The sequence below is a fragment of the Pseudonocardia charpentierae genome, from assembly GCF_031845345.1.
GTDB lineage: Bacteria > Actinomycetota > Actinomycetes > Mycobacteriales > Pseudonocardiaceae > Pseudonocardia > Pseudonocardia charpentierae.
In genome coordinates this window covers 44592-71387 of the sequence record NZ_JAVREJ010000018.1, presented here as the reverse complement: position 1 = coordinate 71387, position 26796 = coordinate 44592, and the positions used below count along the sequence as shown (strand labels likewise).

General features: G+C 71.1%; 27 protein-coding genes and 1 pseudogene. 11 read left to right on the top strand and 17 right to left on the bottom strand.

Annotated elements, in window-relative coordinates:
- The first annotated feature begins 33 nt into the window (after window positions 1–33).
- A complete protein-coding gene (locus tag RM445_RS22985; RefSeq protein ID WP_311558900.1) occupies window positions 34–1392 on the top strand; it encodes an APC family permease in 1359 nt (452 codons plus the stop codon).
- 46 nt (window positions 1393–1438) lie between these two features.
- Here the strand turns inward: RM445_RS22985 and RM445_RS22980 are convergent, their stop codons facing one another.
- The 3 genes from RM445_RS22980 to RM445_RS22970 all read right to left on the bottom strand — a co-directional run bounded on the left by RM445_RS22980 (window position 1439) and on the right by RM445_RS22970 (window position 4203).
- Complete coding sequence (locus tag RM445_RS22980) at window positions 1439–2152, bottom strand: hemerythrin domain-containing protein (protein ID WP_311558899.1); 714 nt, start codon at window positions 2150–2152, stop codon at window positions 1439–1441.
- A gap of 111 nt (window positions 2153–2263) precedes the next feature.
- Window positions 2264–3325: an SDR family oxidoreductase gene (locus RM445_RS22975; protein WP_311558898.1), complete on the bottom strand. Its 1062-nt coding sequence runs from the start codon at window positions 3323–3325 to the stop codon at window positions 2264–2266.
- 47 nt (window positions 3326–3372) lie between these two features.
- A complete protein-coding gene (locus RM445_RS22970) occupies window positions 3373–4203 on the bottom strand; it encodes an alpha/beta fold hydrolase (RefSeq protein WP_311558897.1) in 831 nt (276 codons plus the stop codon).
- Between the two features lie 106 nt (window positions 4204–4309).
- On the opposite strand from RM445_RS22970, the gene RM445_RS22965 reads away from it, so the two are divergent.
- Window positions 4310–4867, top strand: coding sequence for a GNAT family N-acetyltransferase (locus RM445_RS22965; RefSeq protein ID WP_311558896.1), 558 nt, complete (start codon window positions 4310–4312; stop codon window positions 4865–4867).
- A 3-nt stretch (window positions 4868–4870) separates the two neighbouring features.
- On the opposite strand, the gene RM445_RS22960 is transcribed toward RM445_RS22965, so the two are convergent.
- Window positions 4871–5602, bottom strand: coding sequence for a TetR/AcrR family transcriptional regulator (locus RM445_RS22960; RefSeq protein WP_311558895.1), 732 nt, complete (start codon window positions 5600–5602; stop codon window positions 4871–4873).
- A 196-nt stretch (window positions 5603–5798) separates the two neighbouring features.
- Here RM445_RS22960 and RM445_RS22955 point away from each other — a divergent pair, with 196 nt between their 5' ends.
- Complete coding sequence (locus RM445_RS22955) at window positions 5799–6656, top strand: PRC and DUF2382 domain-containing protein (protein WP_311558894.1); 858 nt, start codon at window positions 5799–5801, stop codon at window positions 6654–6656.
- 61 nt (window positions 6657–6717) lie between these two features.
- On the opposite strand, the gene RM445_RS22950 is transcribed toward RM445_RS22955, so the two are convergent.
- A complete protein-coding gene (locus RM445_RS22950) occupies window positions 6718–7026 on the bottom strand; it encodes an ATP-binding protein (protein ID WP_311558893.1) in 309 nt (102 codons plus the stop codon).
- 229 nt (window positions 7027–7255) lie between these two features.
- On the opposite strand from RM445_RS22950, the pseudogene RM445_RS32460 reads away from it, so the two are divergent.
- A pseudogene (locus RM445_RS32460) lies at window positions 7256–7507 on the top strand (class I SAM-dependent methyltransferase); the annotation flags it as partial.
- A gap of 188 nt (window positions 7508–7695) precedes the next feature.
- Here RM445_RS32460 and RM445_RS22945 read toward each other — a convergent pair.
- Complete coding sequence (locus RM445_RS22945; RefSeq protein ID WP_311558892.1) at window positions 7696–8271, bottom strand: ATP-binding protein; 576 nt, start codon at window positions 8269–8271, stop codon at window positions 7696–7698.
- Window positions 8272–8467: 196 nt separating this feature from the next.
- On the opposite strand from RM445_RS22945, the gene RM445_RS22940 reads away from it, so the two are divergent.
- Window positions 8468–9493, top strand: a complete 1026-nt coding sequence (locus RM445_RS22940) for an LLM class flavin-dependent oxidoreductase (protein WP_311558891.1) — start codon at window positions 8468–8470, stop codon at window positions 9491–9493.
- A gap of 32 nt (window positions 9494–9525) precedes the next feature.
- Here RM445_RS22940 and RM445_RS22935 read toward each other — a convergent pair whose 3' ends face one another.
- A complete protein-coding gene (locus tag RM445_RS22935) occupies window positions 9526–10698 on the bottom strand; it encodes an aminotransferase (RefSeq protein ID WP_311558890.1) in 1173 nt (390 codons plus the stop codon).
- Window positions 10699–10965: 267 nt separating this feature from the next.
- Here RM445_RS22935 and RM445_RS22930 point away from each other — a divergent pair, with 267 nt between their 5' ends.
- Window positions 10966–11232, top strand: a complete 267-nt coding sequence (locus tag RM445_RS22930) for a class I SAM-dependent methyltransferase (protein WP_311558889.1) — start codon at window positions 10966–10968, stop codon at window positions 11230–11232.
- Window positions 11233–11301: 69 nt separating this feature from the next.
- Here RM445_RS22930 and RM445_RS22925 read toward each other — a convergent pair whose 3' ends face one another.
- Both RM445_RS22925 and RM445_RS22920 read right to left on the bottom strand, forming a co-directional pair.
- Window positions 11302–12063 (bottom strand): calcium-binding protein, encoded by a 762-nt coding sequence (locus RM445_RS22925; RefSeq protein ID WP_311558888.1) that lies wholly within the window; start codon window positions 12061–12063, stop codon window positions 11302–11304.
- Window positions 12056–12955 (bottom strand): LysR family transcriptional regulator, encoded by a 900-nt coding sequence (locus tag RM445_RS22920; protein ID WP_311558887.1) that lies wholly within the window; start codon window positions 12953–12955, stop codon window positions 12056–12058. Before RM445_RS22920 ends, RM445_RS22925 begins: the two co-directional genes overlap by 8 nt.
- Window positions 12956–13044: 89 nt before the next feature.
- Between RM445_RS22920 and RM445_RS22915 the strand changes: the two genes are divergently transcribed.
- On the top strand, window positions 13045–13407 hold the full coding sequence (locus RM445_RS22915; RefSeq protein ID WP_311558886.1) for a DoxX family protein: 363 nt from the start codon (window positions 13045–13047) through the stop codon (window positions 13405–13407).
- A 4-nt stretch (window positions 13408–13411) separates the two neighbouring features.
- Here RM445_RS22915 and RM445_RS22910 read toward each other — a convergent pair whose 3' ends face one another.
- The 5 genes from RM445_RS22910 to RM445_RS22890 all read right to left on the bottom strand — a co-directional run bounded on the left by RM445_RS22910 (window position 13412) and on the right by RM445_RS22890 (window position 17994).
- Window positions 13412–14026: a histidine phosphatase family protein gene (locus tag RM445_RS22910; RefSeq protein WP_311558885.1), complete on the bottom strand. Its 615-nt coding sequence runs from the start codon at window positions 14024–14026 to the stop codon at window positions 13412–13414.
- Window positions 14027–14099: 73 nt separating this feature from the next.
- A complete protein-coding gene (locus RM445_RS22905; RefSeq protein WP_311558884.1) occupies window positions 14100–15020 on the bottom strand; it encodes a cation diffusion facilitator family transporter in 921 nt (306 codons plus the stop codon).
- Between the two features lie 51 nt (window positions 15021–15071).
- The gene (locus RM445_RS22900) at window positions 15072–16289 is read right to left on the bottom strand and encodes an AI-2E family transporter (protein ID WP_311558883.1); all 1218 of its coding nucleotides are present in this window, start codon (window positions 16287–16289) and stop codon (window positions 15072–15074) included.
- A gap of 113 nt (window positions 16290–16402) precedes the next feature.
- Entirely contained in the window at window positions 16403–17089 is a 687-nt protein-coding gene (locus RM445_RS22895; protein ID WP_311558882.1) for a class I SAM-dependent methyltransferase, read from the bottom strand.
- On the bottom strand, window positions 17086–17994 hold the full coding sequence (locus RM445_RS22890; protein WP_311558881.1) for an alpha/beta fold hydrolase: 909 nt from the start codon (window positions 17992–17994) through the stop codon (window positions 17086–17088). Before RM445_RS22890 ends, RM445_RS22895 begins: the two co-directional genes overlap by 4 nt.
- A 292-nt stretch (window positions 17995–18286) precedes the next feature.
- On the opposite strand from RM445_RS22890, the gene RM445_RS22885 reads away from it, so the two are divergent.
- From RM445_RS22885 to RM445_RS22870, 4 genes are all read left to right on the top strand, one after another.
- Window positions 18287–19051, top strand: a complete 765-nt coding sequence (locus tag RM445_RS22885; RefSeq protein WP_311558880.1) for an aquaporin — start codon at window positions 18287–18289, stop codon at window positions 19049–19051.
- 97 nt (window positions 19052–19148) lie between these two features.
- A complete protein-coding gene (locus tag RM445_RS22880; RefSeq protein ID WP_311558879.1) occupies window positions 19149–20699 on the top strand; it encodes a Mur ligase family protein in 1551 nt (516 codons plus the stop codon).
- A gap of 88 nt (window positions 20700–20787) precedes the next feature.
- Window positions 20788–22320: a murein biosynthesis integral membrane protein MurJ gene (gene murJ, locus RM445_RS22875; protein WP_311558878.1), complete on the top strand. Its 1533-nt coding sequence runs from the start codon at window positions 20788–20790 to the stop codon at window positions 22318–22320.
- 65 nt (window positions 22321–22385) lie between these two features.
- The gene (locus RM445_RS22870) at window positions 22386–23630 is read left to right on the top strand and encodes a PP2C family protein-serine/threonine phosphatase (RefSeq protein ID WP_311558877.1); all 1245 of its coding nucleotides are present in this window, start codon (window positions 22386–22388) and stop codon (window positions 23628–23630) included.
- Between the two features lie 14 nt (window positions 23631–23644).
- Here the strand turns inward: RM445_RS22870 and RM445_RS22865 are convergent, their stop codons facing one another.
- Genes RM445_RS22865 through RM445_RS22855 form a run of 3 tightly spaced genes read right to left on the bottom strand, consistent with a single transcriptional unit; the run spans window position 23645 to window position 26751 of the window.
- Window positions 23645–24403 carry a CPBP family glutamic-type intramembrane protease gene (locus RM445_RS22865; protein WP_311558876.1) on the bottom strand — a complete coding sequence of 253 codons (759 nt, stop codon included), beginning with the start codon at window positions 24401–24403 and terminating at the stop codon, window positions 23645–23647.
- 18 nt (window positions 24404–24421) lie between these two features.
- On the bottom strand, window positions 24422–25798 hold the full coding sequence (locus RM445_RS22860) for an MFS transporter (RefSeq protein ID WP_311558875.1): 1377 nt from the start codon (window positions 25796–25798) through the stop codon (window positions 24422–24424).
- Window positions 25799–25854: 56 nt separating this feature from the next.
- Window positions 25855–26751, bottom strand: coding sequence for an alpha/beta hydrolase (locus RM445_RS22855; protein ID WP_311558874.1), 897 nt, complete (start codon window positions 26749–26751; stop codon window positions 25855–25857).
- Between the last annotated feature and the right edge of the window lie 45 nt (window positions 26752–26796).

Below are 26796 nucleotides of genomic sequence, written 5' to 3'. Positions count from 1 at the left end.
TAGCCGTGGCGACGGAGGGGTAGACCCGCCGCCGTGGCAGTGAGTACAGAAGGTTCCCAGGGCGACGCCGAGGGCGAGCAGGACACTGCGCTCAAGCGGGCGATCAGCGGCAAGCTGTTGTTTCTCTTCATCCTCGGCGACGTCCTCGGCGCGGGCATCTACGCACTGGTCGGGGAGATGGCGGTGGAGGCGGGCGGAGCGATCTGGCTGCCGCTGGCCGTGGCACTCGTGCTGGCGCTGCTCACCGCCGCGTCGTACGCCGAACTGGTCACCAAGTACCCGAAGGCGGGCGGGGCCGCGGTGTTCGCCCGTCGCGCCTACCGCAACGACCTGGTGTCGTTCGTCGTGGGCTTCTGCATGCTGGCCGCGGGGCTGGTCAGCGTCGCCGGGTTGGCGCTGGCGTTCAGCGGCGAGTACCTCCGCTCGTTCCTCGACGTGCCCGCCGTGCCCGCCGCGCTCGTGTTCCTCGGCCTGGTCGCGGCGCTGAACCTGCGCGGCATCTCGGAGTCGCTCGGCGCGAACGTCGTGATGACCGTCATCGAGCTCTCCGGCTTGTTGCTCGTCATCGTCCTCGGCGCCGTGGTGGTGGGCCGGGGCGACGGCGACGTCGGTCGGGTCATGCAGTTCCCGGAGGGGGTTTCCCCACTGCCGGCCGTACTCGGGGCGGCGTTGCTGGCCTTCTACTCGTTCGTCGGTTTCGAGACCTCGGCCAACGTCGCCGAGGAGACCGTCAACCCGGCGCGGAACTACCCGCGGGCCCTGTTCGGCGGCCTGCTCACCGCGGGCGTGGTCTACGTGCTGGTCGGCCTGACGGCGTCCGCTGCGGTGCCGACCGAGCAGCTGACCGCGTCGTCCGGTCCGCTCCTGGAGGTCGTGCGGGTCGCCGACGTCGGGCTGCCCCCGTGGGTGTTCGGGCTGATCGCCCTCATCGCGGTCGCGAACGGTGCCCTGCTCACCTCGATCATGACCAGTCGGCTCACCTACGGGATGGCGTCGGAGGGACTGCTGCCGTCGGTGCTCGGCCGGGTGCTGCCGAACCGGCGCAGTCCCTGGGTCGCCATCCTCGTGACGACCGCCGTGTCGATGGCCCTGGCGCTCACCGGCGACCTGGAGATCCTGGCCAACACGGTGGTCCTCCTCCTGCTCGTGGTGTTCCTCAGCACGAACACCGCGGTGCTCGTGCTGCGCAAGGACCGGGTCGACCACGACCACTTCCGGACGCCGGTGGTCCTGCCCGTCCTCGCGCTGGTGTCGTGCGTCGTCCTGCTGACCCAGCAGGAGGCCGGCGTGTGGATCCGCGGCCTGCTGCTGCTCGGCCTCGGAGTCGTGCTGTACTTCGTGACCGCGGCGACCCGGCGGGCAACCGCCCGGCGGGCCGGCTCCGTCCGCTGACGGCTGCGGACGACCGATCCGCCGGCCCGAGGTGGGAGAGCGGTGGTCAGCGGCTGGTCTCGGGCCGTTCTCCCCGCCGCAGCACCGGTGTCCGCTCGACTGCCCCTGCGGCTCCAGCCAGGAGGCGGTCCGCAGTCGACACAGGTCCGGTCAACCGGCAGCGGGTTGCCTCGTCGAACCGTTGCAGTAGGTCGCGCGCCCGGTCGAGCACGGTGAGCGGAAGTGCGGACAGGACCTGGCCCGGCGGGCGACGCGACACCACCGGGTGCGGGCGAGTGGGGGCGATGCGCCGCACCAGCTCCCACTGCCAGCCGATCAGGCGCAGCCGGCGCGTTCCGAGCAGCTGCTGCATGCGGGGGAGCAACTCGTCCTCCTCGGTGCGGACGTCGTGGTCCAGCACCGCGAAGGTGCGTTCCATCAGCTCCCGGTGCCCGGGGTCCGACCACGACGAACGGTCCAGCTGCGCCACCAGCTCGTCGACCTCCTGGTGGTCGGTCTCGATGCGCAGGGTCAGCGGGTCGCCCTCGGGCAGGACCCGGCGGGCGGCCGGGAACAGCACGGACTCCTCGGCGAAGGCATGGGTGAAGACGAGACGGGCGACGGCCCGCAGGGCCACCTGGTGGGCGGTGCCGCCCTCCTGCACCGTCGTCCGCGCCCGCGCCATCAACCGGTCCAGCCGAGCATGGTCGGCCCGCTGGCGGGCCAGGATGCTTGTCCGTCCCCCCAGATGCTCCAGGCTCTGGTCGGCGATGGTCGCCACGTCTGCACCTGCCACTGCTCTCTCCCGGGATCCGACGGTTCGACCCGGCCACGCCGTGCGGCGTGGCCGGGGGCGAGACGTGTCCCGCCGGCCGGACGGCCAAACCTCCAGTCAGCGTCCCGCGGCGGTGGGCCGGAACGCGCGGCGCGCGGCGGCGGTCGCGGCGCCGCCGGCGCGCGACGACCCGGTGCGACGGCCGGTGAGCGGTCGGGTGAGCGTTCGGACGGTGCTGCGGACGGGCTTGTGCATGGCCAGCCAGGTGTAGGCGCTGTGCCGGAGGGTGACCCCGCCGACCGTGCCCTCGACGGTGTCGTTGACGGTGAGCGGCGCGTCCAGGTTGTCGGGCGCATCGGCCGGCTTGCGTTCGCCGGTGTCGTGGATCTCGTAGCCGACCCGGCGCAGCAGGGCGTCGACGACCCGCGGGGCGAACTTCTCCACCGTGATCAGTGTCTTGGCCGCACCGCCGACGACGAGATCCCGCACGGGGTGCGCGGCGGCGTGCACGATCGCGTCGGCGACGACCCGTGCCGGGTAGGCGGGTGGCGGCGCGACCGGCTTGACCCCCATCTTCGTGCGGGCGTTGTCGAACAGCGGCGTGTTGATCGTGCCGGGCATGATCTGGGTGATGCTCACGGGGACACCGTCGCGCTGCAGTTCCACGCGCAGGGCCTCGAGGAAGCCGTCGATGCCGTGCTTGGACGAGCAGTAGGCGGTCTGCAGGGGGATGCCGCGCTGCGAGCCCATCGACGACATCGAGATGAACGCCCCCCCGTCACGTCGCAGGTGCGGCAGCGCGGCCTTGGCGCCGTGCACCTGCCCGAGCAGGTTGACGTGCAGCACCCGCGCGAACTCCTCGGGGGTGGTGTCGTCGAATCCGGCGACCAGCAGCACGCCGGCCATGTGCACCCAGGTGTCGAGGCGCCCGTACGCATCGACGGCTCGGTCGGCGACGGCCTCCATTTGCGCGGGATCGGTGACATCGGCGACGACGGCGGTCGCCGTGCCGCCCGCCGCCTCGATCTCGGCGACGAGCGATGTGAGTCCGGGCTCGCCGCGGGCGGCGACGACGACCTTCGCGCCCTGCTCGGCGAAGCGCAGGGCGGTGGCCCGGCCGATGCCGCTGGAGGCGCCCATCACGACGACGACCTGGGCTGCGACGGGTTTGAGCTGCACGGGAAATCCTTTGTTGTTCGACGACGGGACGGAGGACGCCGGGGGCGTCAAGCGGAGCGCTGCAGGGGGATGTGCCGCGCGGCGGGGATGTGCCGCGCGGCGGTGGTGGCCTGCGCGACGAGCCGCAGGATGGGCTCAGGGGTGTCGGACTGGGGTGCGTGGCCGGCGCCGACCAGCGGCACGAACCGTGCCGTGGGAATCGCAGCCAGGTAACGGGGGGTCTGCGCGACGGCGACCAGGTCGCGGGTGCCCTGGGCCAGGACGACCGGGCAGTCGATGCGATCCAACCCGGTGGGGACGTCGGTGAGGATGCCCCACCAGAGCATGTCCCAGAAGCCGTCGGCGTCGGCGAACCCGCTCCTCAGGGCGCGGGCCTCGTCCTCGCCGGCCAGCCACGGGGTGGAGCGCAGGCCGGCGAGCAGGAGGGAGCGGCCGAGGACCGTGCGGGCGGCGAGTGGGATGACCGGGCGTAGTCCGCGAAGAGCCAGTCGGTCGACGCTCATCAGCAGGCCCTGGTGGAGGCGCTCGGGCGGGGTGTTCAGCCCCGAGGGAGAGATCGCCACGACCGACCGGGCCCGCCCGCGAACAGCCAGCTCCAGCGCGACGCGGGCACCGATCGAGTTGCCCAGGACGTGCACCTGCCCGACGCCGAGCTCGTCGAGGTCGGCCGTGACGGCCGCGGTGATCGCCGCGATGGTGGGCCGGACGGGCAGCACAGGGGAGCGGCCGTGCCCGGGCAGATCCGGCGCGAGCACCCGGTATTCGGCATCGAGCCGCGGCCGCAGCGCGCTGAAATCGTCGTGTGTGCTGCCGATGCCGTGCAGGAGGAGCAGGGGCTCGCCGGTACCGGCACAATCCCAGGAGAGTTGCAGAGTCATTGATTCTTCGGATACCCACCTGGTGGGCACTCATCGCGATGTGATGACGGGAACCATCACATGAGCGATTGGTCACGGAAGACACGCCGGGAGGTGAGATCCGACCGTGTCGGAGTCGATCGGCGACGGCCCGCTGCACTGGCGCCGGCTCGCCGCCGGCGACCTGCGGCTCCTGGCGCGGTGGTTGGCGGATCCGATCGTGGCCCGGTGGTGGAACCACGACAGCACCCTGGAGGGAGTCGAGCGCGACTTCGGCGCGAGCGTCCGCGGGGAGGAGCCCGGGGAGGACCTCGTCGTCTCGCTCGACGGCCGTCCCGTGGGTCTCGTGCAGCGCGCTCTGATCCACGACTACCCGGAGGACCTGGCCGAGTTCGCCGGCCTGGTCGAGGTCCCGGAGGGTGCGGTCGAGCTCGACTACCTCATCGGTGAGCCGGCACTACGCGGCCGTGGCCTCGGCTCTCGGATGATCGCAACTCTCGTCCGCGACACCTGGACGTCCCGACCGGCGACCCCGGCGATCCTCGTCGCCGTCGTCGCCGCCAATGCAGCCTCCTGGCGGGCACTGGAGAAGGCGGGCCTCCGCCGCATCGCCGAAGGACCTATGACGCCCGAGAACCCGTCGGACGGGTCGCTCCACTACGTCTACCGTGCCGAGCGCGGTTGACACTCATTCCGTGATCTCGCGGTCCAGCCGGTCGAGGAGGTCCTCCAGCGCCCGTTCGAACTCCGGGCCGGCGTGGTCTTCGGACAGCTGGTCCTCGAGGCGTTGAATGTGTGAGAACTCCTGCAGGTCGACCTTCTGGTCGGCGTTGGGGACATCGGAGTTGCCCTCGTCGAGCGGCTCTTCGGCCGGCCCGGTCTCGGCGCCGAGCAGGCTGGCCTCGAGCAGGAGGTGCCCCAGCAGAAAGCTGGAAAACGCCCGGTACGCCCCCACCGCGCGGCTGTCGCTGAAACCGCGCGAGATCAGCATGGTCAGGAAGTCCTCGACGACTCGCAGACTTCGTAGCGGCGGCCGGAGCCACGGCGCCGCGGGGTGCCGCGTCGCGATGAGAGGAAACACCCGGGGATGTTCGCGGGCGAGCGTGCGCACGCCATGAGCCAGCCACTGCAGGTAGGCCTGCCAGCCGTCGGCCGGCCCGAGCTCGTCGCCGTCGGGTCGCAGCTGCAGCTGGGCGACCATGTGGTCGACCATGCCCTCGAGGAGGTCCTCCCGACCGTTGACGTAGCGGTAGAGCGACATCGCCTCGACCCCGAGCTCCTTGCCGAGCTGGCGCATCGTCAACGCGGTGAGCCCGTTCGCGTCGACGAACGCGATCGCGGTGGCGACGATCCGATCCCGCGACAGCGTCTGGCGCTCCGAGTTGTCGACGCGCCCGCCACCGGCTGATCTGCCGTCCATGTCGCATCTCCTTCCGCCGTTCGCCCATTTCATCACCGGCGGCCGCAGACGGCGGGATGGACCACGGGACGGACTGGGAAAGATCTCGGCGGGGTGTGTTTGCGACCAGCCTTACGAGGTAACGCTTACGCCGTAAGGCGCGGCGAGCAGTCACTCGGTGTTGCTCGTTGTACCCACAGATCGCGAAGGAGTGCAGATGTTCTCGCAGGAGCAGGTGACCGGTCTCCACGGAGCCACCGCGTACGACCGGGACGGTGACAAAATCGGCAAGGTCGGCGCTGTCTACTACGACGACCGGACCGACGAGCCCACCTGGATCACGGTTCACACGGGCCTGTTCGGCACCAACGAGACCTTCGTGCCCGTGCAGGGTGCGCAGATCGACGGCGATCGGGTGACCCTTGCTTACGACAAGGGACAGGTGAAGGACGCTCCGAACCTGTCCGAGGACGGCCACCTCTCGCCGCAGGACGAGCAGCAGCTCTACCGTCACTACGGGGTCGACTACGGCAGCGGTGACGCGGGAGGTCGGGCGACCGACCGCAGCGCTGCTGGATACACGGAGCGGGGGGTCGCCGACACCGGTCGGCACGCGTCGGCCGACAGGGACGTCACGAGCGGCGACGTCGAGGGCCGCGGGGCGGGCAGGGACACGTCCGGGCCGAACACCGACGAGGCGATGACCCGCTCGGAGGAGCGGCTGAACGTGGGCACCGAGACCCACGAGGCGGGCCGGGCGCGGCTGCGCAAGCACGTCGTCACCGAGCACCAGCAGGTGACGGTGCCGGTGACGCACGAGGAGGTCACGCTCGAGCGCGAGCCGATCACCGAGACCAACCGCGGCGCGGCCTACGACGGCCCCGCGATCTCGGAGGAGGAGCACGAGGTCACGCTGCACGCCGAGCGCCCGGTGGTGGACACCGAGGCGGTTGCGGTGGAGCGGGTGCGGCTGGGCAAGGAGACCGTCACCGACCAGGAGACCGTCGGTGGCGAGGTCCGCAAGGAGGAGATCGAGCTCGACCGCGGCGACCGTGCGAGGACCGACCGCCGTTGATCGGGCGCCGGCCGGCCGGGCTCGTCGAGACGTCCCCGGCCGGCCCGTGCCGTCCCTGTGGTCAGTACGTCAGGGTCGCCCACACCGTCTTGGTGGTCTGGCCACGGTCGACTCCCCAGCGGGCGACGGCGCCGACGACGGTGAGGCCTCGTCCGCGGTGGGCGCCGAGCCGTGAGTGGCCTGGGGTGAGTACGGCGTCGGGAGACCCGTCGAGGACGGCGATGTGCAGCAGTCCGTCTTCGGCCCAGGCGATGGTCACCGACCTGGGGCCCAAGGCGTGTTCGAGCGAGTTGGTCACCAGTTCGATGGCGACGAGTTCGGCGTCGATCCGCAGATCCTCGGGCGCGTCGGCCAGAAGTCGCCGGAGCAAGTGGTGGAGCGTGGTGAGACAGGACGGCTCCTCGCAGGCCAGGGACACCTGGCGCGAGGGAAGGTCGCTGAGCGTGCTGTTCGTGACCGCCCCGTTCCTTTTCGTTCTCCCGGTTCCCCTGACGGCTCCTGTTCCCTGAAGATTCGTGCCGAACCGTCCCGTGACGGACGCGACCATCGGATGGCGCCGGGGCGTCGACACGGAACCCGACGGGTCCTAGTTTGCCTTCGTGGACGTCCGTGATCTCGTCACCGGTCACTACGGAGCTGCCGAGGATCTCGCCACGGTCATCCTGCGGGCGCTTTCCGGTGCGGGGGGGGACCGGACCGAGTTCCGCACGACGGCGGGCGAATCCATGCCCCTCGACGACGGGTCGTTCGACGCGGCCGTCATGGTCCATGTCGGGATGAACGTTCCCGACAAGACGGCGGTGTTCGCCGAGGTGCACCGGGTGCTCCGACCGGGCGGCAGGTTCGCGCTCTACGAGCAGGTGCGCACGGGCGAGGGCGAGCTGCCCTACCCGCTGCCGTGGGCGCAGGACGAGCGCTCCTCGTTCGTCGAGACCGTCGCGGACTACCGTGCCGCCCTCGAGGCGGCCGGGTTCGAGGTCGAGGCCGAGGAGGACCCTGGCTGTTGCTGGCTCGTGCCTGAGCCCCGCGGCGCGCACACTCACGCCGTCGGGACGTCCGCCCATACGATCTTCCCGATGGGACCGTCCGACCAGCCCCACTGCGACGACAGGGCCTCGACCATCTGCAGCCCGCGTCCCCGGACCGCGTACGGATCGAGTGGTTGCGGACGCGGTGCGTCGGGTGCGGTGTCGTGCACCTCGATCCGCACCGACCCGCTGCGCAACTCGACCGTCAGCCGGACCGGGCCGCGCCCGTGGTCCACCGCATTGGACAGCAGCTCGGTGACCACCAGCAGGACGTCCTCGTGCGGCTCGCCGGTCAGGCCCCACTCCCCGAGCACCACGGACAACTGTCTGCGCGTGAGGGGCACGGCCTCGACCGGTGGTTCGGACTCCCACCGGGTCACCCACAACGGGGCCGAGTCTCGAGCGCGACGTCGCCCCCGCCTCTTTGTGGCGCGGCTTGCGACCCCGGCCACCAGGGCCAGCACGGCCAGTTCGATCGTCAGCGCGAGCGGAAACGCGACGACCGTGAGCGCGGCCAGGCCCACCACGACGACGCCCAGCAGCACGATCGTCGCGGCGAGTGCCAGCGAGCGTCGCCCGGCTCTCATCCTGTCGATCTCACTGTGTGAACCCGTGGGGGAGCCACGAACTCGCTGCGGATCCGTACGGCGTCAACTGGTTGCCTCTTGCTCGATCAACGAGGATGGTGCCGCTCTGTCGGGAAGCAGGTGACGGCTTGTGACGGGGGGCTACCCAGTTCCGGCCACACCGACCCGCGGAAGCCTGCATGTCGAAGGAGTCGAGGTGCCCGAGTTCTACCTGCGGTCCTACCCGCTGCCCGACGACGTCCGGGCCCACGCCGCCGCCGCCGAGGACGACGGCTGGGACGGCCTGCTGCTCACGGACACGCAGAACCTCAGCATGGACGTCGTCGGGTCGCTGTATCTGGCGGCGTCGGCCACCTCACGCCTGCGCCTCGGTACTGCGGTGACGAACCTCGTGACGCGTCACCCCGCCGTCGTCGCCTCGACGTTCGCCACCCTGCACCACGTCTCGGGGGGACGAGCCCACATCGGGGTCGGGCGGGGCGACACCGCACTCGAGCTCGTCGGGATCCGGCCGCCGTCGGCGCACGAGTTCGAGCAGCAGATCGGGCGGCTGCAGACCTATCTGCGGGGCGGGGTGGTCGACGTGGAGGGCTTCGGCAGTCGAATCACCTGGCTGCCGATGGCCGGGGGAGACGGTGCCGACGGCGGGAAGGTCCCCGTGGACGTCTTCGGCTCCGGTCCGCACGTCATCACCGCCGGTGCTCTCCTGGCCGACCGGCTCACGGTGACGGTGGGCGCCGAGCCCGAGCGGGTCGAGTGGGCCGTGCAGACGGCGCGGCAGGCCCGCACGGCTGCCGGGCTCGACCCCACGGCGCTCGACGTCGGGGCCTTCGTCGTGGTGGGCGTCGGGACGGACGAGGAGGCGCTCGACGAGCTGGTGCGCGGCAACGCCGGCATCTCCGCCCACTTCCAGCGGGGTTCGCGGTCGTCGCTGTCGGCGGGTGACGCCGCCGTCGTGGCCGATGTGACCGCGCATTACGACACCTACCACCACGGGTTGGAGCACGCCGCCCAGTCGGAGTCGCTGTCCGACGACTTTCTCCGGAGGTTCTGCGTCATCGGCAGCCCGGACGAGTGTGTCGAGCGGCTCCGGCGGCTCATCGCGTCCGGGCTGTCGCACGTGACGATCGTCGGCGGCTCGCGCGACATCGACCCGGCGGTGCGACAGCGCTCCGAGCACCTCGTGGCGAAGGAGGTGCTGCCGGCGCTGCGGGCAGGCTGACCGCTACCGATGGCCAGCGGTCGTCGTCGGCTTCACCGCCCGGCGGCGGTCAGCCGGCGGGCGAGTGTCGCGGCACCGGCCTCGTCGATCCGACCCACGCTGATCCGCAGCATCCGGCGGTCGTCGGGCAGGAACGCCGTGCCGGGGATGACGAGCGTGTCGTGTTTGAGGAGGAGGTCCCGCACGACCTCCGACGTCGGGCGGTCGGTGAAGGGGTGCCGGACCCAGGCGAAGAAGCCGCCGAGCGAGACGGTCTCGAACCCGCCCGGCCGGGCGGCCAGGACCTCTCCCAGCCGGGTCCGGCGCTGCGCGATCTCCGCGGTTCGTGCCTGTCGCCACGACCCGGCGCGGGTCAGTCCGGCGAGCGCAGCCTCCTGCCCGATGCGCGGGGCGCAGATCGCGACGCAGTCCATCAGCTTGAGCACCTCGCGGTTCAGCTCGGGTGCGGCGACGACGCAACCGACCCGGTAGCCGGGAATGGCGAGGTCCTTGGAGTACGAGTGCAGGCTGACCAGGGTCGAGCGCCAGGCCGGATCGGCGAACAGCGGGTGGGCTGGTCGCCGGGTGTCCCGGAACGTCCGGTAGGTCTCGTCGAGGATCAGGGCGATGTCGTGGCGTCGCGCGAGGGCGGCGAAGGCGGCGATCTCGGCGGGCGGGATCGTCACCCCGCTCGGGTTGCCCGGCGTGATCAGCACGATCGCCCGGGTGCGTGGGGTGACGAGCAATTCGGCGTCCGCGGCGCGGGGGACCAGGCCGGCGTCCGGGTCGAGGTACACCGGCCGGACACCGCGCATCCGCAGCCACATGTCGTGGTTGAAGTAGTAGGGAAGCGGCGTGATGATCTCGTCGCCCGGGCCGGCGAGCGCAGTAGCGGCGAGGCTGAACGCCTGGTTGCAGCCGGCGGTCACGACCACGTCCGGCGTGTCGACCGTGCCCGCGTAGTCGTGCGACAACTCGTCGGCGATCGCTCGGCGCAGCGGCGGGATGCCGGGTACGGGTGTGTACCCGGCTCCGTCCGGGGTCGTCGCGACCTCGACGATCCGTTCGACGACCGCCGGGGCCGGCGGGTACGGCGGGGCCGCCTGGGAGAGGTCGAGCAGCGGGCGCTCGACGTCGTCGCCGAAGCCAGCGTGCTCCGCGAGCAGCTCCTGGGCTGCACCCATCGGTGAGTCGATACCGGCAGCTGTCGTCGGGTCGAGTCGCACCGCTTCGCCCGTCCTTTCGTGAGCTACCCGGACGCAGGAAGTCTAGGTACACGAGAGGTCGACGATCAGCCGAATGCGACCTGGATGTTGTCCCTCCGGTCTCGAGGAAGGCAGGCTCGGTGAACGACGAGCATCTCCGGCTGTGCGCGAGTGCCGAGTGGGCGGCGCTGGTGCGAGACGACCTGCTGCCCTGGGTGCTGGGCGACGACGAGCTCGGCGACGACGTGCTGGAGGTGGGGGCCGGACTCCGCAGCGGCGTGTTTCACGATGCTCCACCACATCCCCGGGCGCGACCTGCAGGACCGGGCACTCGCCGGGATCGCCCGCGTACTCTGTCCCGGCGGCCTGCTCCTCGGCACGTACGGCGAGGACACGCCTTCTCGCCGAGCCCTGCACGACGGTGATGTCTTCGAGCCGATCGACCCTGCCGGTTTCGCCGACCGTCTCCGGTCCGCCGGCTTCGACGAACCGGTCGTCGACAGCAACGGCGACCGGTTCCGCTTCCGCGCCCGGTCGCGGGCGCTGCCGCACTGAGGCCCGCCGCGGACCGGTGGAGACCTGTGCGGTCGGCCACCATCCGCCACGGTCACCGCAGGGCGGGCATCAGCACGGAACCGCCTCGTTCTCGACGGCGGTGCAGACGGCGCCGCCGTCCTGCGGGTCGGCGAAGTCCGACGTCCCCAGGCCGCCTCGGATGATGTCGAGGCCTGCGCCCCCGCGCAGGGTGTCGTTCTGGTCGCCGCCCTGGATGGTGTCGGCGCCGTCGAAGCCGCCGTGGGAGTTGGTGGGGTCGTCTCCGTAGATGGCGTCGACGTCCGGCCCACCACTGAGCATGGTGTCACCCGCCGCTTCGCCCCAGATGATGTCGTTGCCCGGTCCGCCGAAGATGTCGTCGACGCCGCCGGTGCCGCCCTTCAAGGTGTCGCCGCCGCCAAGCCCGCAGATGGTTTCGGAGACCCCGTTGCCGGTGAGGGTGTCGTTGAATTGCGACCCGACGGTGATGTGGTTGGCGACGGCAGGAGCCTGGAACACCACTCCCACAGGGCTGGCGCTGAAGTCGGCGATGGTGTTCGCCGGCACCATCGTTCCGGACAGACTGCCGCAGCCCGGCGGAACGGCGACGAGGGCAGGCTGAGCCGCCGCGGGTTGCGCTGCCGCCACGGCGATTCCTGCGGTGAGGGCGAATGCGGCCGCGAATGTGACGGAGCGCCGTGGGCTGCGGGTCGTGGTCGGGACGATGCTCATCGGATCCTCTTCCTGTTGTACAGGTCGACGATCCGGTTTGTCGTCGACGCACTTATCGTGCGCTTTGGTCTGCAATCCTTCTGTGTACTTCGACCGGTTGGGATGCTGTTCTTTACGCATCGTCGCGCAGTGCTTCGTGGCAGCAGCGGACGAATTCCTGAGCGATCGGGTTGCGGTCTCCGGCGTGGGGCCAGGCGACCGCGACGTGGCTGGGGGTGACGCCGGTGAGGGGTCGGTAGGTGACACCGGGCCGCGTGTAGAAGCGGGTGGCGGACTCGGGCGCGAGGGCGACACCGTAGCCGCTGGCAATGGCGTTGAGCCATTCGTCGGGCTGGTCGGTGACGGCGCCGATCAGGACGGCGTGGCCCTCGCGTTCGTCGGCGGCCAGCCAGTAGTCGCGCCATGCTCCGGTCTCCGCCGGTGCCGCGACGAACGGCTCGCTCCACAACTCGCGGAAGTCGATCCTTTCCTGCCCGGCCAGGCGATGGGCGGTGGGCAGCGCGACGCAGCGCGGTTCGGTGAACAGCACGTCCACGTGCAGTGACTCCTGCCCCGGGAACGGCACGCGGAGTAGCGCGGCGTCGACCTCTCCGGCGGCGAGTCCGGCCGTCGGGTCCGACCACGTCGCCTGCCGCAGTTCGACCCGCCAACCCGGTCGGTGCCGGGTGAACGCGGCGACGATCTCCTGGGTCGCCTCGTTCGCGGCGCTGGCCACGAAACCGACCCGCAGCACGCGCGATGCACGGCGACCGGCCGCCGTCGTGGCGCGCAGAACACTGTCCCAGTTCGCCAGCATGGCTGGAACTCCGTCGGCGAGTGCCCGGCCCGGTTCGGTCAGCGCCATCCCGGCTCGGGATCGGGTGAACAGCTGCAGCCCGAGGAGACGCTCCAGCTGCCGGATCTGCTTGGTCAGCGCCGGTTGGGACACGAACATCCGCTCGGCGGCGCGGGTCAGACTGCCCTCTTCCGCGACCGCCAGGAAGTACCGCAGCAGACGGGTATCGACGTCCATGCCGTCAGGTTATAGACGCTGGTATTGGACGTTCAGAATTGAACCGAACGAGACTCGGACGCACCGGAGCGCCTCGTGAGGAGCGTCACGTGTTCACCGTCCACACCGCGTACGTCGCCGTAGCCCTGATCACGGCCTGCCTTAACGCTGCTGTCGCCGTAGCCGACCTGGTCAGGGCCCCGTTCGTGCTGGCGACTTCGAGGGAGGTGGGCGTGCCCGACGCGTGGTTGCCCTACCTGGGCGCGCTCAAGGCGGCCGGGGCCGCGGGGCTGTTGCTCGGGCTTCTCGGGATCCGGCCGCTGGGCATCGCCGCCGCCGTCGGGCTGGTGCTGTTCTTCCTCGGAGCGCTGGGCGCGCACGTACGCGCCCGCGTCTTCCACAACATCGCCTTCCCGGCGGCGTTCTTCGCCTTCGCCGTGGCGACACTCACCTTGAGCGTCGCTGGAGGATGAGCGGTCACGCCGCCGGGTCCGGGCGAGCAGCGATGGGGTGGGGCAGGTCGCCGGGCAGGAGGAGTTGCGGAACCTGGGTGAACCGCCACCGGTGCCCATCCAGGGTGAAGGTCCAGACGATATCGAACCGGTCGGCCGGCCAGTGATCGGGCGGGGGCGGATCGACGGTGCCCAGGTGGTGGCAGATGCTGTGGATCGCCTCGTGGTGCCAGGCGATGAGGGTGGCACCGGCCCGTGTGCTGATCTCCTTGGCCAGGTGGGCCTCGTCGCCCGCGGCGTAGCGCTTGACGATCTCCAGACCCAGGCGGGCGGCCAGCGGGGCGACGGTCTGGATCGAGCGTTTGCTGTGGCCGCCGGCGTGCGCGGAGGCGTAGATGGAGTCGGGTCGCCTCAGCCCGAGGGGTGGCCGGCTGTGTGAGGGCGCGAACAGCTGTGCCAGTGCTCCCGCGCGGGTCCAGCCGGTCACGGTGAGGCTGTGTGGGTCCTCTTCACCGTGCGGCGTGACGCCGTAGGGGCTTCCTGCGGGGTGGAGAGGCTTCTCCGCGTGCCGGATGACCATGATCATGCGGGTCGCGTCGGCGGGGGAGGGGGGACTGTCCTGGACGTCCGGGGTCGTCATCGCTGCGCCTCACGCTGCCTCGTCGTGGTCCGCGTGGTCACGGAGCATCTCACAGCACGCCGAGCTGTAGTCGTCAGCGAGCGGCGGGCCGGTAGATGTCGGGTTCGAGGTAGATGATCCGGGCGCTGGGCAGCACGTCGCGGACGCGGGCCTCGGCGTCGTCGATGGTGGTGGCGATGTCAGCTCCGTCGGCGTGGCTCGACACGGCGATCTTCGCGGCGACCAGCAGCTCGTCCGGTCCGAGATGCACGGTGCGTAGGTGGATGACCCGGTCGACACCCGGAGCATCCCGCAGTGCGGCGTGGATCTTGTTGATCTGTTCGGGTACGGCGGCCTCCCCGATCAGCAGGCTGGTGGTCTCTCGGGCCAGGAGAACCGCGATCGTCGCGAGCAGGACGCCGATGCAGAGGCTCGCCACGCCGTCGTAGATCCCGTTGCCGGTCAGGACGGTGAGTCCGACGCCGAGCAGGGCCAAGGTCAAACCCACGAGGGCACCGCTGTCCTCGAGCAGAAGGACCGGCAGTTCCGGCGCGCGGGCGCGGCGGACGAAATGCAGCCATCCTCGGGTGCCGCGCGTGCGGTTGGCCTCCCGTACCGCCGTCCGCAGCGCGTAGCCCTCCAGTGCCATGGCGATCAGCAGTACCCCCACGGCGACCAGAGGCGACTCCAGCGGGTGCGGGTCGAGGACCTTGTGATACCCCTCGTAGAGGGCGTAGAGCCCGCCGAGGGTGAACAGCACCACGGCCACCAGGAACGCGTAGATGTAGCGCTCTCGCGCGTAGCCGAACGGATGCAGCTCTGACGGAGCCTGCCGAGAACGTCGGCCACCGATCAGGAGCAGCACCTGGTTGCCCGAGTCGGCGACCGAGTGCACGCCCTCGGCCAGCATGGACGCCGATCCCGTGATCGCCGCTGCGACGAATTTGGCGGCGGCGACACCGAGGTTGGCCCCCAACGCCGTCAGTACGACCCGAGCACTGTGGTCAGACGACATGAGGAGTCACCCTGTTCTGCCGAGTTCGGCGACAGCACCGCACCTCTGCGTTCATGTCGACGCGGTGGCGGCGGGTTCGACGGAGCCCAACTCGGGTTGGCGGTCGAGGCCGGGTTCGTCGGGGCCTGTCTGCTGCGGTGAGCTGGTGTGGACGTCGTCGGGGGCGATGTGTTCGTCGGCCGAGCTGCGCAGGGACCGGATCCCGGAGTTGAGTACGGCCAGCAGGGGTACGGCGAACAGTGCGCCGGCGATGCCGGCGACGACCAGTCCGGCGGCGATCGCGAGCACGACGGCCAGGGGGTGCAGTTTGACTGCGCGGCCCAGGAGCAGTGGCTGCAGCACGTGGCCTTCGAGCTGCATGATCGCGATGATGATGCCGAGCACGATCAGGGCCGGGACGGGTCCGTTCGCGACGAGGGCGATGAGCACGGCCACGCTGCCGGCGACGACGGCCCCGATGATGGGGACGAAGGCGCCGAGGAACACCAGCGCGGCCAGCGGTACGGCCAGCGGGATGCCGAGGACGGCCAGCCCGATCCCGATCGCGACGGCGTCGACCACGGCGACCACCGCGGTGGCCCGGACGTAGCTGACCAGTGCGGCGATGCCACGGCGACCGGCGACGTCGACCCGGGTGCGCACGTCGTGGGGGACCACGCCGAGCAGGAACTGCCAGATCCCGGCACCGCCGTGCAAGAAGAAGATGAGGATGAACAGCACCAGCAGGGTCTCGGTGAGGATCTCCCCGATGGTCGCCGCGGTGGTGAGCGCACCAGCGGTGATGGCCGACTGGTTGGCGCTGAGTGTGTCGAGCACCTGGATCTGCACACCGGCGAGCTGCGCGGCGCTGAGCTGCAACGGCCCGTCGGTCAGCCAGGCGACGATGGTGGTGACGCTCGTCGAGAGCTGGGCCGCGAGCGCGGGGACACCGCGGACGAAGGTGATGACGACGAAGGTGAGCACACCGCCCAGCAGCGCCAACCCGCCGATCATGACCAGCGCGGTTGCGAGACCGCGAGGGACCCCTCTGGTCTGCAGGCGGTGGACGGCGGGGGAGAGCAGCGCGGCGAGCAGCAGCGCGACGGCCATCGGGATGACGACTGCGGCCACGTACGACGCGGCTTGGCCGAGTACGTACAGCGCGGCGACGACGACCAACCACCGCCAGCCCAGCGCGGCGCTCACCCGGAGCACCCGTGGTACGGCGGTGCCGACGTCCTCGGCGCGGGAGACAGCGACAGGAGCGTGTCGTTCGCGGGCGGCGGTCATCTCTGCCGCGGGGTGAGCCGGTGGACGTCTCGAGCCCGGAAGATTCGTGATGTCATCGTCTCCGTCGGGTACCCGCCTGGCTGCCGTATACCGGAATCCGGCCGCCGGAGTCGTCACATGAGCGGTCGATCACCAGGGGCGTGGCCGACGGCGAGATATCCGGCGCCGAAAGCGAGCTCGCGGACCTGCAGATCGGGGACCAGGTCGGCTAGGAGGCGCCATGGGCGGTCGAAGCCGGCGAAATCCGTGACGAACGGGGCGTGCAGGTTGGCCACCCAGGCGCGCAGCGGCCAGGTCCAGGGAGCCGGCCACTTGCCGCCGATCGCCGCGACGGCTGCTCCGGGGCGGAGATGGTCGACGATGTTGCTCAGGGCGGTGCGGGACTGCATCACGTCGTGCACGGCGCAGAACAGTGCGGCGTCCGCCGTGTGCTCGATCGCTGCCGCGGCGACCGGGGCGACGAGGAGCTCGACGTTGTCCCAGCGGTGCTCGGCGACGCGTTCGCCGGCAACCTGCAGCATCTGCTCGGACGCGTCGATGCCGATGATGGTCCCGCCGGGGCCCACCTTGTCCTGAAGAAGGGGGAGACACAGTCCCGTACCGCAGCCCACGTCGAGGACGGTGTCGCCGCGCTGGACCGGTAGCTGCTCGACCAGCAGTTCCCGCCAGCGGCGGAAGGCGTCGGTGCGCTGGTCGTAGTCGCGGGCCTGGCTGCAGTAGGCCTCGGAGGTCGCGTGGTGCGCCAGGCCGGGTGACGCGTCGGACCTCGGCTGAATCGTCGACGTTGCGGCGCTGTTCACGACATCACGTCGTGTTCGGTCAGCCAGTCGCCCAGCACGGCCGCAAAGCGGTCGGGGTGCTCGACGTGGGGGAGGTGTCCGCAGTCGGGGAGCAGCGCCAGCCGTCCGTGCGGCAGGAGGCCGACCGCCGTCCGGGCCTGGTGGGCAGGGAGCACGTAGTCACATCCGCCCCAGACGACCAGGGTGGGCGCGGTGACGGCGGGCAGCCGGTCGAGCAGGATCTGGCGTTGCCCCGTGGCGTCGAACAGGGCGCGGGCCGTCGCGGTGGAGGCTTCGAGTTGGCCGCGCCGGCGTCCGAGGTCGTGCTGCTCGGTGAAGAAGTCGGCAGGTGCTCGCCAGGGTTGGGCGAACAGCATCGCCGCGGACATGGTGGTGCGTCCCATGTTCCCGCCGGGCAGGCGGCTGAGCAGGATCGCCAGCTCGCCGACGAAGGGCAGGGTGTCGACGGCCAGCAGGGGGTGCACCTCGCGGCCGAGCCCGGCGCTGTCCACGAGGACGAGGGTCCGGACGCGGGCCGGGTCGGCGAGGGTCAACCGGAGGGCGACGGCGCCACCTGCGGAGTGTCCGACCACGTGCAGCCGATCAACGCCGAGGGTGTCGAGGAAGTCGGCGACGAACGGAGCGGTGTCGCTGCCGGGCGCGTAGGCCCTGGCCAGCGCGGTCTGGCCGTGGCCGGGCAGGCTCAGAGCGAGCACGCGGTGGGTGCGGGCCAGGGCGGGGATGACCCACCGCCAACTCGTCGCGCCCTGCTCGTGTCCGTGCAGCAGCAGGAGTGTCGGCCCGGACCCGGCCTCGAGGTACTGCGTGGTGATCCCGTCGACGGTCACGCGGCGGTCATGGACGACGACCGGGCTCTGCAGGTCAGACGTGGACCCGGTGTCGGTGGGGAGCGAAACGGCAGACATGGAACCTCCGGGTGTACGCGGCTGGTCGGTGAACCGGACTGCGTCACCGGGGGCACGGGCGACACCACTGCATCGAGACCGTCGGCAATGAGCCACCGATCGTCATTGCTAACTATAGTACGCGGCCTGGTCGCCCTCGGCGACTCCTGACCGCGGCGTGTTGTCCGTCGGTCGTTCGTAGGCGGTCCCTGGCCGGTCGGGTCGCGATGGGTTTATCCGGGAGCCCGAGTGTGTAGATCAGCCGGCGACTCGTTCCTTCGGCCGCTCGTCGACGACGCGGCCGCGCGCCTGCATGCAGGTCCGCAGCCTTGAGGGTCGAGGACACCGTTCGTCGGACTGGGGGATCGCTGTGCGTCGTGTGCTTGCCGAGGGTGTGGGGACCTTCGTTCTGGTGTTCTTCGGAGTGGGGTCGGCGGTGTTCGGGGCCGACCGGATCGGCGCGGTCGGCGTAGCGCTCGCGTTCGGTCTGGTGTTGCTGGCTCTCGCCTACGCGTTGGGCCCGATGTCGGGCTGTCATGTCAACCCCGCGGTCACCCTCGGGGTGCTACTGCGCCGGGGGATCACCGCACGTGAAGCGGGCGGGTATGTCGCCGCTCAGCTGGTGGGAGCGATCGTCGCGGGCGGGTTGTTGCGGTTGCTCGTCGCCGTGGGCGGGATCCGGGACCAGACTCGGGTGCTGGGCACCAACGGGTGGGGCGACACCGTCAACGGCGTCGGTGCATTCGTGATCGAGGTCCTGCTCACGTTCCTGCTGGTCACCGTGGTGCTGCTGGTGACGCGGGCCGACGCAGTTCCGGGTTTCGCGGGGCTGGCCATCGGGCTGGTGCTCACGGTGATCCATCTCGTCGGGATTCCGGTGACGGGCACGTCGGTCAATCCCGCGCGGTCGATCGGTCCTGCGCTGTTCGAGGGCGGGACGGCGTTCTTGCAGCTGTGGCTGTTTGTTCTCGCGCCGCTGCTGGGTGCGGTGCTGGCCGCGGGGGTCGTCCACCTGCTGGTCGAGGGCAACCGGAGGCTCGAGGTGGAGGGGGATCGAGTCGCGGCGGTCGGCCGCTGAGGGTGTCGGTGATCGTTCACACCAGTTGGACAACATATGGACTGATTTGCCGGTTCGTGGGCACACGCCCTCCGTCGAGGAGCGGAGGTGTGGGTCGATGGTCACGACCACGAGGTGGCGGGCGCGGGTGCCCCGCGCGCGGTCCCTGCCGGACGTGTTGGCGTTCCTGCGCACGCTCGACCCGGACGCCCGGCTCGTGGTGCCGCCCGGCCCGCCGGGCGAAGCACCGGTGATCGACGGAATCACGCTGGACAGCGGTGCCGCCGCTCCGGGTGACCTGTTCGCCGGGCTGCCCGGCACGCGTCGGCACGGTGCCGAGTACGCCGTCGACGCGGCCCGTGCCGGCGCCCGCGTCGTGCTGAGCGACCGGGTCTGCCTCGTTCTGCCCACCCTGGTCGTCGCGGCTCCGCGGCGGGTCCTCGGCCCGCTGGCCTCCTGGCTGCACGGCGATCCGTCGGCAGCGCTGGACGTGCACGGGGTGACGGGAACCAACGGCAAGACCAGCACCGTGCACCTGCTCGCCGCCGGACTCCGGGCGGCCGGACGACGCGTGGGGTGGGCGGGCAGCCTCGAACTCCGGGCGGGCGACCGTGCCCGGGTCGCCGAGCGCACCACCGTCGAGGCGCCGGCGGTGCAGGAGTTCCTGGCCAGCGCCCGCGACGCCGGTGCCGACGACGTGGCGTTGGAGGTGTCGAGCCATGGCCTGGCTCTGGACCGGGTCGCCGGCACCCGGTTCCGCTCCGCGGTGTTCACCAACTTCAGCCCGGACCACCTCGACCTGCACGGCGATCTCGAGAGCTACTACGCGACCAAGGCGTCGTTGTTCACCCCCGACAGGTGTGAGCTGGCGGTGGTCGGGGTCGACGGTGAGGCCGGCCGGCGGCTGGCCGGGGAGACCCGTTGCCCGGTGGTGACCTTCGCCGCCGGCGGGGGTCCGGCCGACTGGCGCGCGCTCGACGTGCACGCGGGGATCACCGGTACGCGGTTCCGGCTGTGCGGGCCCGGGGTGGACCGGCAGGTCCGGCTGCGGCTGCTCGGTGCCCACCAGGTCGACAACGTTCTCGCCGCGGTGGCGACCGCGGCCGCCGCCGGTGTCGACCCGGACGACGCGCTGCGTGGGATCGAGGAGGTGGGGGTCGTGCCGGGTCGGTTGGAGCGGATCGACGTCGGCCAGCCGTTCCTGGCCCTGGTCGACTTCGCTCACAACGTCGGCGGTCAGCGCCGGCTGCTGCCTTTTCTGCGCTCGCTCACCGGAGGCCGTCTGATCGTCGTACTCGGAGCGACGGGGGAGCGCGACCCGGCCAAGCGGGCGGACCTGGGCACCTATGTGGGTGCGCAAGCCGACGTCGCGGTGGTGACCGACGAAAGCGCGTACTCCGACGATCCGGCCGCGCTACGGGCGGCGGTGGCTGACGCCGCTCAACGGGTCGGTCGGGCCGAGGTGGTCGTCGAACCGGACCGGGCACGCGCTTTCGCGGTCGCCGTCGCGGCAGCGGCCCCAGGCGACGTCGTCCTCGTTGCGGGGCGCGGCGCCGATCGGGTGCAGGTGTCCGCCGCCGGCCGCCGCGAGTTCGACGACCGCATCGCCCTGCGCCGCGCGCTGGTCGAGCGGGCGGCGCAGGCCTGGGACGCCCCGGTTGCCGGCTGACGACGGCTGTTCCGCAACGACCACGGGTTCCGGCGGTGGCCCGGGCCCCGACGACCGGTCCCTGATCCGCGCCGGCGGATCGGTCGCGTTGGCCACGCTGGTCAGCAGGCTCACCGGTTTCCTGCGCACCGTCGTCCTGGTGGCCACGATCGGCCTGTCCCTGGTGAACAGCTCGTACACCGTCGCCAACACCCTGCCGGTCAGCGTGTACCAGCTGCTGCTCGGCGGGGTGTTGAGCAGCGTGGTGGTGCCGGTGCTGGTCCGGGCGGCGCGGGAGGACGGCGACGGTGGCGACGGGTTCGCCCGGCTGCTGCTGAGCATCGGCGCGGTCGGGCTCGCGGCCGCCACCACGCTAGCGACCGTCGCTGCACCGGTGCTCGTCCCGCTGTACCTCTCGACGGGGGACCGGTCGGACCCGGAGCTGGCCGTGGCGTTCGCCTACCTGCTGCTGCCGCAGATCTTCGGGTACGGCATGGGGGCACTGCTCGGGGCGATGCTCAACACCCGCGGGGTGTTCGGTCCGGCAGCGTGGGCCCCGGTCCTCAACAACGTCGTCGTCCTCGCCGCGCTCGCGGTGTACTGGCTCCTGCCCCCGGCGGGTGCCGGCGACGCCGGCGGAATCGGGACGATGCAATTGCTCGTGCTCGGCCTGGGGACCACGGCGGGGGTCGTCGCACAGGCGGCGGTGCTGGTCGTGGCCCTGCGCCGCTGCGCTTTCCGCTGGCGCTGGCGGTGGACGTGGGACCGCCGCCTGTCCGCGTTCGCCGGGTCGGCCGCGTGGGTGCTGGCGTACGTGCTGGCGGGCCAGGTGGGGCTCGCCGTGACCAACCGGGTGGCGTCGGCGGCCGACGAGGGCGCCATCGCGGTCTATGCCAACGCCTGGCTGTTGCTGCAGGTCCCCTACGGAGTGCTCGGGGTCTCCCTGCTCACGGTCCTGATGCCGCGCATGAGTGCCGCGGCGGCCGCGGGTCGCCTCGACCGCGTCGTTGACGACCTCGCGATCGGCACCCGCCTGTGCACGATCACGCTGCTGCCCGTCGCCGTCGGGTTCACCGCCTTCGGCCCGGCCCTCGGTGTGGCGCTGTTCTCCTGGGGTCGCAGCGGTGTGGAGGCCGCGACGGTCCTCGGTGAGACCGTGGCCGTCTCGGCGTTCGGTCTGCTCCCGCTGGCCGTGGTCATGCTGCAGCTCCGGGTGTTCTACGCCCTGGACGACGCCCGCACCCCGACGTTGATCATGCTGGTGATGACGGCTTTCCGGGTGCCTGCCGCATTGTTGGCTCCGCAGGTGCTGTCGGCCGAGCGGGTGGTACTGGGACTGGCCGCCGTGAACGCGGCCGCCTTCGGCGTCGGAGCCGTGGTCGGCTGGGCGTGGCTACGGGTTCGCCTCGGTCCCCTGCATACCCGGGCAACGCTGAGCGTCATCGTGCGCACCGGTGTGTCGGCGGCCCTCGCCCTGCCTGCCGTCCTGGCCGTGGATCGGTTGCTCGGGGCGGCGAGCACGGCCGTGACAGCGGGGCGCACGCTGGTGATCGCCGCCGTGGTGGGTACGGCCGTCTACCTAACCCTGATATGGCTGCTCCGGGTGCCATTCCCTCGATACAGAGGATCGGGTCCGCGCTGAGGGCCGATCATGCGTTCGGCGGAGAGGCCTCGGCACAACTCGTCGGATCGCCATAGGGTTCACGGATGCGCGAAGACGATCATTCTGGTCCCGATCTCTGCGCGCTGCTGGAGAGGGTCGAGTGCGGGGCGCCGACGGACGCGGTCGAGGCGGTCGCCGCCGAGCTGGCGGTCATGGTCGGGGCCCGCGCGGTGAGTTTCCTGATCGCCGACTTCAGCGGCCGTGCACTTGTCCGCTTCGGTCCGCCCGAGGCGCGGACGGGCCAGGGCCGGCAGGGCACCGTGCAGGCTGAGACCGTGGAGCTCGCGGGCAGCGTGTACGACCGCGTGCTCCGCACTCAGAAGGTCGACGTGCGCGAGTGTGACGGAGGCGCGCAACTGATCGTGCCGGTGACCGACCGGGGTGACGCGATCGGCGTTCTGGAGCTGAGCCTGCCCCGCTTCCCCGACGACCGGACCGTCGCCGACGTCGCCGCGATCGCCCACGCACTGGCTTATGTGGTCATCGCCAACCGTCGACACACCGATCTGTTCGAGTGGGGTCAGCGCACCACTCCGTTCTCATTGGCGGCGGAGATTCAGCGCCGACTGCTTCCCGCGTCGTACACGTGCGAAGCCGGGCAGTTCACCCTCGCGGGCTGGCTGGAACCGGCCAGCTCTGTCGGAGGTGACACCTTCGACTACAACCTCGACCGTGACGTCCTGCAGCTGTCGATCACCGACGCCGTCGGGCACGAGGTCCAGGCGGCGCTGCTGGCCACTCTTCTGGTCGCCAGCCTCCGCAACGGCCGCCGCCGCGGCCTGAGCCTTGCTGAGCAGGCATCCAGGGCCAACGACGACCTGGCGGCGAACACCGAGGCGGGCAACTTCGTCACCGGCCAGCTGCTGCGCATCGACCTGCACAGCGGGGCGGCGACCATCATCAACGCCGGGCACCCGCTCCCGCTGAGGCTGCGCCAGGGCCGCGTCGAGGAGATCCAACTCGACATCGACCTGCCGTTCGGCCTGCAACCGGGTCGCTCGTTCCGGGTGCAGCAGTTCCCCCTCGAGCCCGGCGACCGGCTCGTCTTCGTCACCGACGGCATGCTCGAGCGCAACGCCGCACGCCTCGACGTCTCCACGGCCCTGGGCGAGAGCGGCGACCTGCATCCCCGCGAAGTCGTCCATGAACTCGGCGCAGCGGTACTGCGCGCGACCGCAGGCGACCTCCGCGACGACGCCACCGTGCTGGTCCTCGACTGGTACGGCGGCGGCCCGCTGCGTCGCCGCGTCAGTACGGCCGGGGCCAGTGATCAGTACGCCTCGCCCTAGCCATTCGGCTCGGACTACGGAGCGAGCAGAGGAATTGCCACGGTGGCACCGTCCATCAGCGCGTGCGCGACCGCGGACGGAATCACCCTCCGCAGTCGCAAGTACAGGATTGTTTCGAAGACGGAGAACAGTGGTGACGCCAACAGTCGGAACGCCATGAACTTCGCGTCGAACGTCAGGGGCATGACGACATGTTGGAAGGACCAGGCGAACGCCACGAACGAGACCGCGACCGTCGTGCTCCGGGTGAGGACCTGCAAGCGGGGTAGCAGGTAGCCGTTGTAGGTGAGCTGCTCGGTGAGACCCCAGATGAACGGCCACACCAGCACGCCGTACAAAGAGGCCGGTAACGGCAGGTCGCCGAGCAGATAGGGCGGTGCGGGTGCCCCGTACACGATCCAGCCTGCCGCATAGGTGCCGGCGAGGATGAACACGAGGCTCACCGGGATGAGCGCCACGCCCAACAGCAGATCGCGGACGAGGCGTGTCCGGTCGACGCCGACGAGATCGACCAGGCCGATGCCCTCTCGGCGCGTGAACCGCCACAGCAGAGCGAGGCAGCCGGCGTCGATCAACATCCCGTACACCGGCAGCCATGGTTCTGCGTCATGCCAGGGAGTCGGCGACCCCCGTAGAGCGAAGACGACGGCGACGCCCGCTTGCGCGCCGACGGCGAAACCTGCCCGCGCGAACAGCATCGACGCCGGGCCGCGCCACGTGAGTGTGCCCACGGCGCGTCGGCGAACGAGAGCGGCACGGGAGTTCGGGCCCATGACGGATTCCTCCGGCGTTCAGGTCTGACACGCATCGATTCTGGACCTCACGGACGCTCTGATCGTCACTGCCGCAGTGAGGGCGCCGACCGCTGCGATTCCTGCGGCGAGTACGGCGACGGCGTGGAATGCGGCCGCGTCCAGCTGGTGCGGTACCGCGAGTCCGAGGACGGTGACGCCGATCGTGACTCCCACGGGCCGGGCGGTCTGCAGTACTCCGGAGGCCATCCCGCTGCGCTCGGTTGGCACCTGCGCCAGTGCGAGGTGCGTCAGCGGTGTCACTGCGAGGCCGGTGCCGATCCCGGCGACCGCCATGCCCGGGGCGACGTCGAGCAGTCCGGCTCCCTCGTCGACGCCCAGGAGCAACAGCATCCCGCAGGCGATCAGGCCGACCCCGACCGTCGGCACCGGTGCGCCGGGAATGCGTGCGAGCAGGCGCCCGGCGAACGGTGAGATGATCATGAAGGGCAGGATCGTCGGCAGGTACACCACACCCGTCTCGGTCGGGCCGTAGTGCTGGGTCCCCTGGAGGAACAGGCTCAGGTAGACGAGCGTGCCGAAGTAGGCCCCGCCGCCCAGTGCGGTGGTGGCGACCGCCCCTGCGAACGTCCGGTCGTGGAACAGGCGCAGGTCCACGACGCCGTCGGGGGTGCGACGCTCCAGGACGACGAACGCCGCGAGCGCGCTGACCCCGACCGTGGCGGCGGCCATGACCTCTGGTTCTGCCCACCCGATCGCGCCACCGCGTAGCGCGGCGTACAGCAGCGCGGCGAGCCCGAGCGTGAACGTGGCGACGCCGACGTAGTCGAACCGGGCCGGTCCCTGTCGGCGGGACCGGTCACGGAGCTCGGGGAGGGCGGCCCGGGCCGCGAGGGCGATGCCGGTGGCCACCGGGAGGTTCACGAGGAACACCGAGCGCCATCCGAGCGTGTCGGTGAGCACGCCACCCACGAGTGGACCGACCACGAACGACAGGGCCGCGATGGCTCCGGAGATGCCGAGCGCCCGGCCTCGTTCCGCGGGCGGGTAGATGCCCACGAGCAGGGCGAGCCCGCTCGCGGCGACCACCGCCGCTGTCGCTCCTTGTGCTGCCCGGGCGAGGTCCAGTACGAGCATCGACGTGGCGAGGCCGCAGGCGGCGGAGGAGCCGGCGAAGGTCAGCAGACCCAGCACGAAGACCCGGCGGCGGCCGAACCGGTCGGCGAGGTCTCCCGCCGTGACCAGCAGCGCTGCGCTCAGGAGGGCGAAGGAGTTGACAACCCATTGGACCTCGCCCGGACCGGAGGCGAGGGAGCGCTGAATGTCGGGCAGCGCGAGGTTGACCGCGGTCGTGTCCAGCCCGGCGAGGAAGCCGGCGCCGGCGGTGACCGGCAGCGTCCAACGGTTCCGGGTCACGGTCGTCTGTCGCCGCGTCGAGGTCGACATGGTGAGGCCCCCCGTACGGGTTGTGATCATTCGGCGAGGGCGCGGTGCAGGGCGGCGGCGAGTTCCGCGATCTGCCTCCGGGACACCTCGGCGGAGAGGATCGCCTGCGATCCGTGAAATGTGCCGGGCCACTGGTGCAGCTCGACCGGGACTCCCGCCTGCAGCAGGCGCAGCGCGTAGGTGATGCCTTCGTCGCGGAGCGGGTCGAACTCCGCCGTGGCGATGTAGGCGGGCGGCAGACCGGACAGGTCGACGGCTCGCGCGGGCGCCGCGTACGGCGAACCGGCTTGCGACCCCAGGTAGTGCCGCCAGGTCGCGGCCAGCTTGTCGCGGGTCATCCAGGGCGTGTCGGTGAAGTGTCGTGCCGACCAGGTGTCCTGACGGTCGTCGAGCTCGGGTTGGTTGAGCAGCTGGAACCGGATCGGCGGTCCTTGCTGGTCACGCGCGCGCAGGGCGACCGCGGCGGCGAGCCCACCGCCGGCGCTGTGGCCGGCGACCGCGAGGTGTGCTGGGTCGACGCCGAGCTCGGACGCGTGCTCGGCGGCCCAGGTGAGAACGGCGTAGGCGTCGTCCAGGGCGGCCGGGAACCGGTGCTCGGGGGCACGGCGGTAGCCCACCGAGATCACGACCGCTCCGGAGCCGTCGGCGACGCGCGTGGCCCACGGGTGTTCGGTGTCCAGGTCGCCCATGACGAACCCGCCGCCGTGCAACCACACGACGGCCCCCGGCGGCTTGTGTGGGCGGTAGATCCGCACGGCCACGTCGGGATCGGCGGGCACGGTGCGGTCTTCGATCTCCAACTCCGTGGTGTCCGGTGTCGGTGCCGAGGCGGCCAACCCCGCGAGGTTCTTGCGCGCGGTGATCGGGTCGCTCAGATCGGCAGGAGGAAACAGTGGGAGGAATGCTTCGAGCTCGGGATCCATGCCGTTCATCGTCACCGTCGGAGCCCGCGACATCATCCGACAGCC

Coding starts and splice junctions, on each gene's coding strand:
- RM445_RS22970 (WP_311558897.1), bottom strand. CDS start 4,203: ATGACTCTGCAACTCTCCTGGGATTGTGCCGGTACCGGCGAGCCCCTG.
- RM445_RS22960 (WP_311558895.1), bottom strand. CDS start 5,602: ATGGACGGCAGATCAGCCGGTGGCGGGCGCGTCGACAACTCGGAGCGC.
- RM445_RS22955 (WP_311558894.1), top strand. CDS start 5,799: ATGTTCTCGCAGGAGCAGGTGACCGGTCTCCACGGAGCCACCGCGTAC.
- RM445_RS22945 (WP_311558892.1), bottom strand. CDS start 8,271: ATGAGAGCCGGGCGACGCTCGCTGGCACTCGCCGCGACGATCGTGCTG.
- RM445_RS22930 (WP_311558889.1), top strand. CDS start 10,966: ATGCTCCACCACATCCCCGGGCGCGACCTGCAGGACCGGGCACTCGCC.
- RM445_RS22925 (WP_311558888.1), bottom strand. CDS start 12,063: ATGCGTAAAGAACAGCATCCCAACCGGTCGAAGTACACAGAAGGATTG.
- RM445_RS22920 (WP_311558887.1), bottom strand. CDS start 12,955: ATGGACGTCGATACCCGTCTGCTGCGGTACTTCCTGGCGGTCGCGGAA.
- RM445_RS22910 (WP_311558885.1), bottom strand. CDS start 14,026: ATGACGACCCCGGACGTCCAGGACAGTCCCCCCTCCCCCGCCGACGCG.
- RM445_RS22905 (WP_311558884.1), bottom strand. CDS start 15,020: ATGTCGTCTGACCACAGTGCTCGGGTCGTACTGACGGCGTTGGGGGCC.
- RM445_RS22900 (WP_311558883.1), bottom strand. CDS start 16,289: ATGACCGCCGCCCGCGAACGACACGCTCCTGTCGCTGTCTCCCGCGCC.
- RM445_RS22890 (WP_311558881.1), bottom strand. CDS start 17,994: ATGTCTGCCGTTTCGCTCCCCACCGACACCGGGTCCACGTCTGACCTG.
- RM445_RS22885 (WP_311558880.1), top strand. CDS start 18,287: ATGCAGGTCCGCAGCCTTGAGGGTCGAGGACACCGTTCGTCGGACTGG.
- RM445_RS22880 (WP_311558879.1), top strand. CDS start 19,149: ATGGTCACGACCACGAGGTGGCGGGCGCGGGTGCCCCGCGCGCGGTCC.
- RM445_RS22870 (WP_311558877.1), top strand. CDS start 22,386: ATGCGCGAAGACGATCATTCTGGTCCCGATCTCTGCGCGCTGCTGGAG.
- RM445_RS22865 (WP_311558876.1), bottom strand. CDS start 24,403: ATGGGCCCGAACTCCCGTGCCGCTCTCGTTCGCCGACGCGCCGTGGGC.
- RM445_RS22855 (WP_311558874.1), bottom strand. CDS start 26,751: ATGGATCCCGAGCTCGAAGCATTCCTCCCACTGTTTCCTCCTGCCGAT.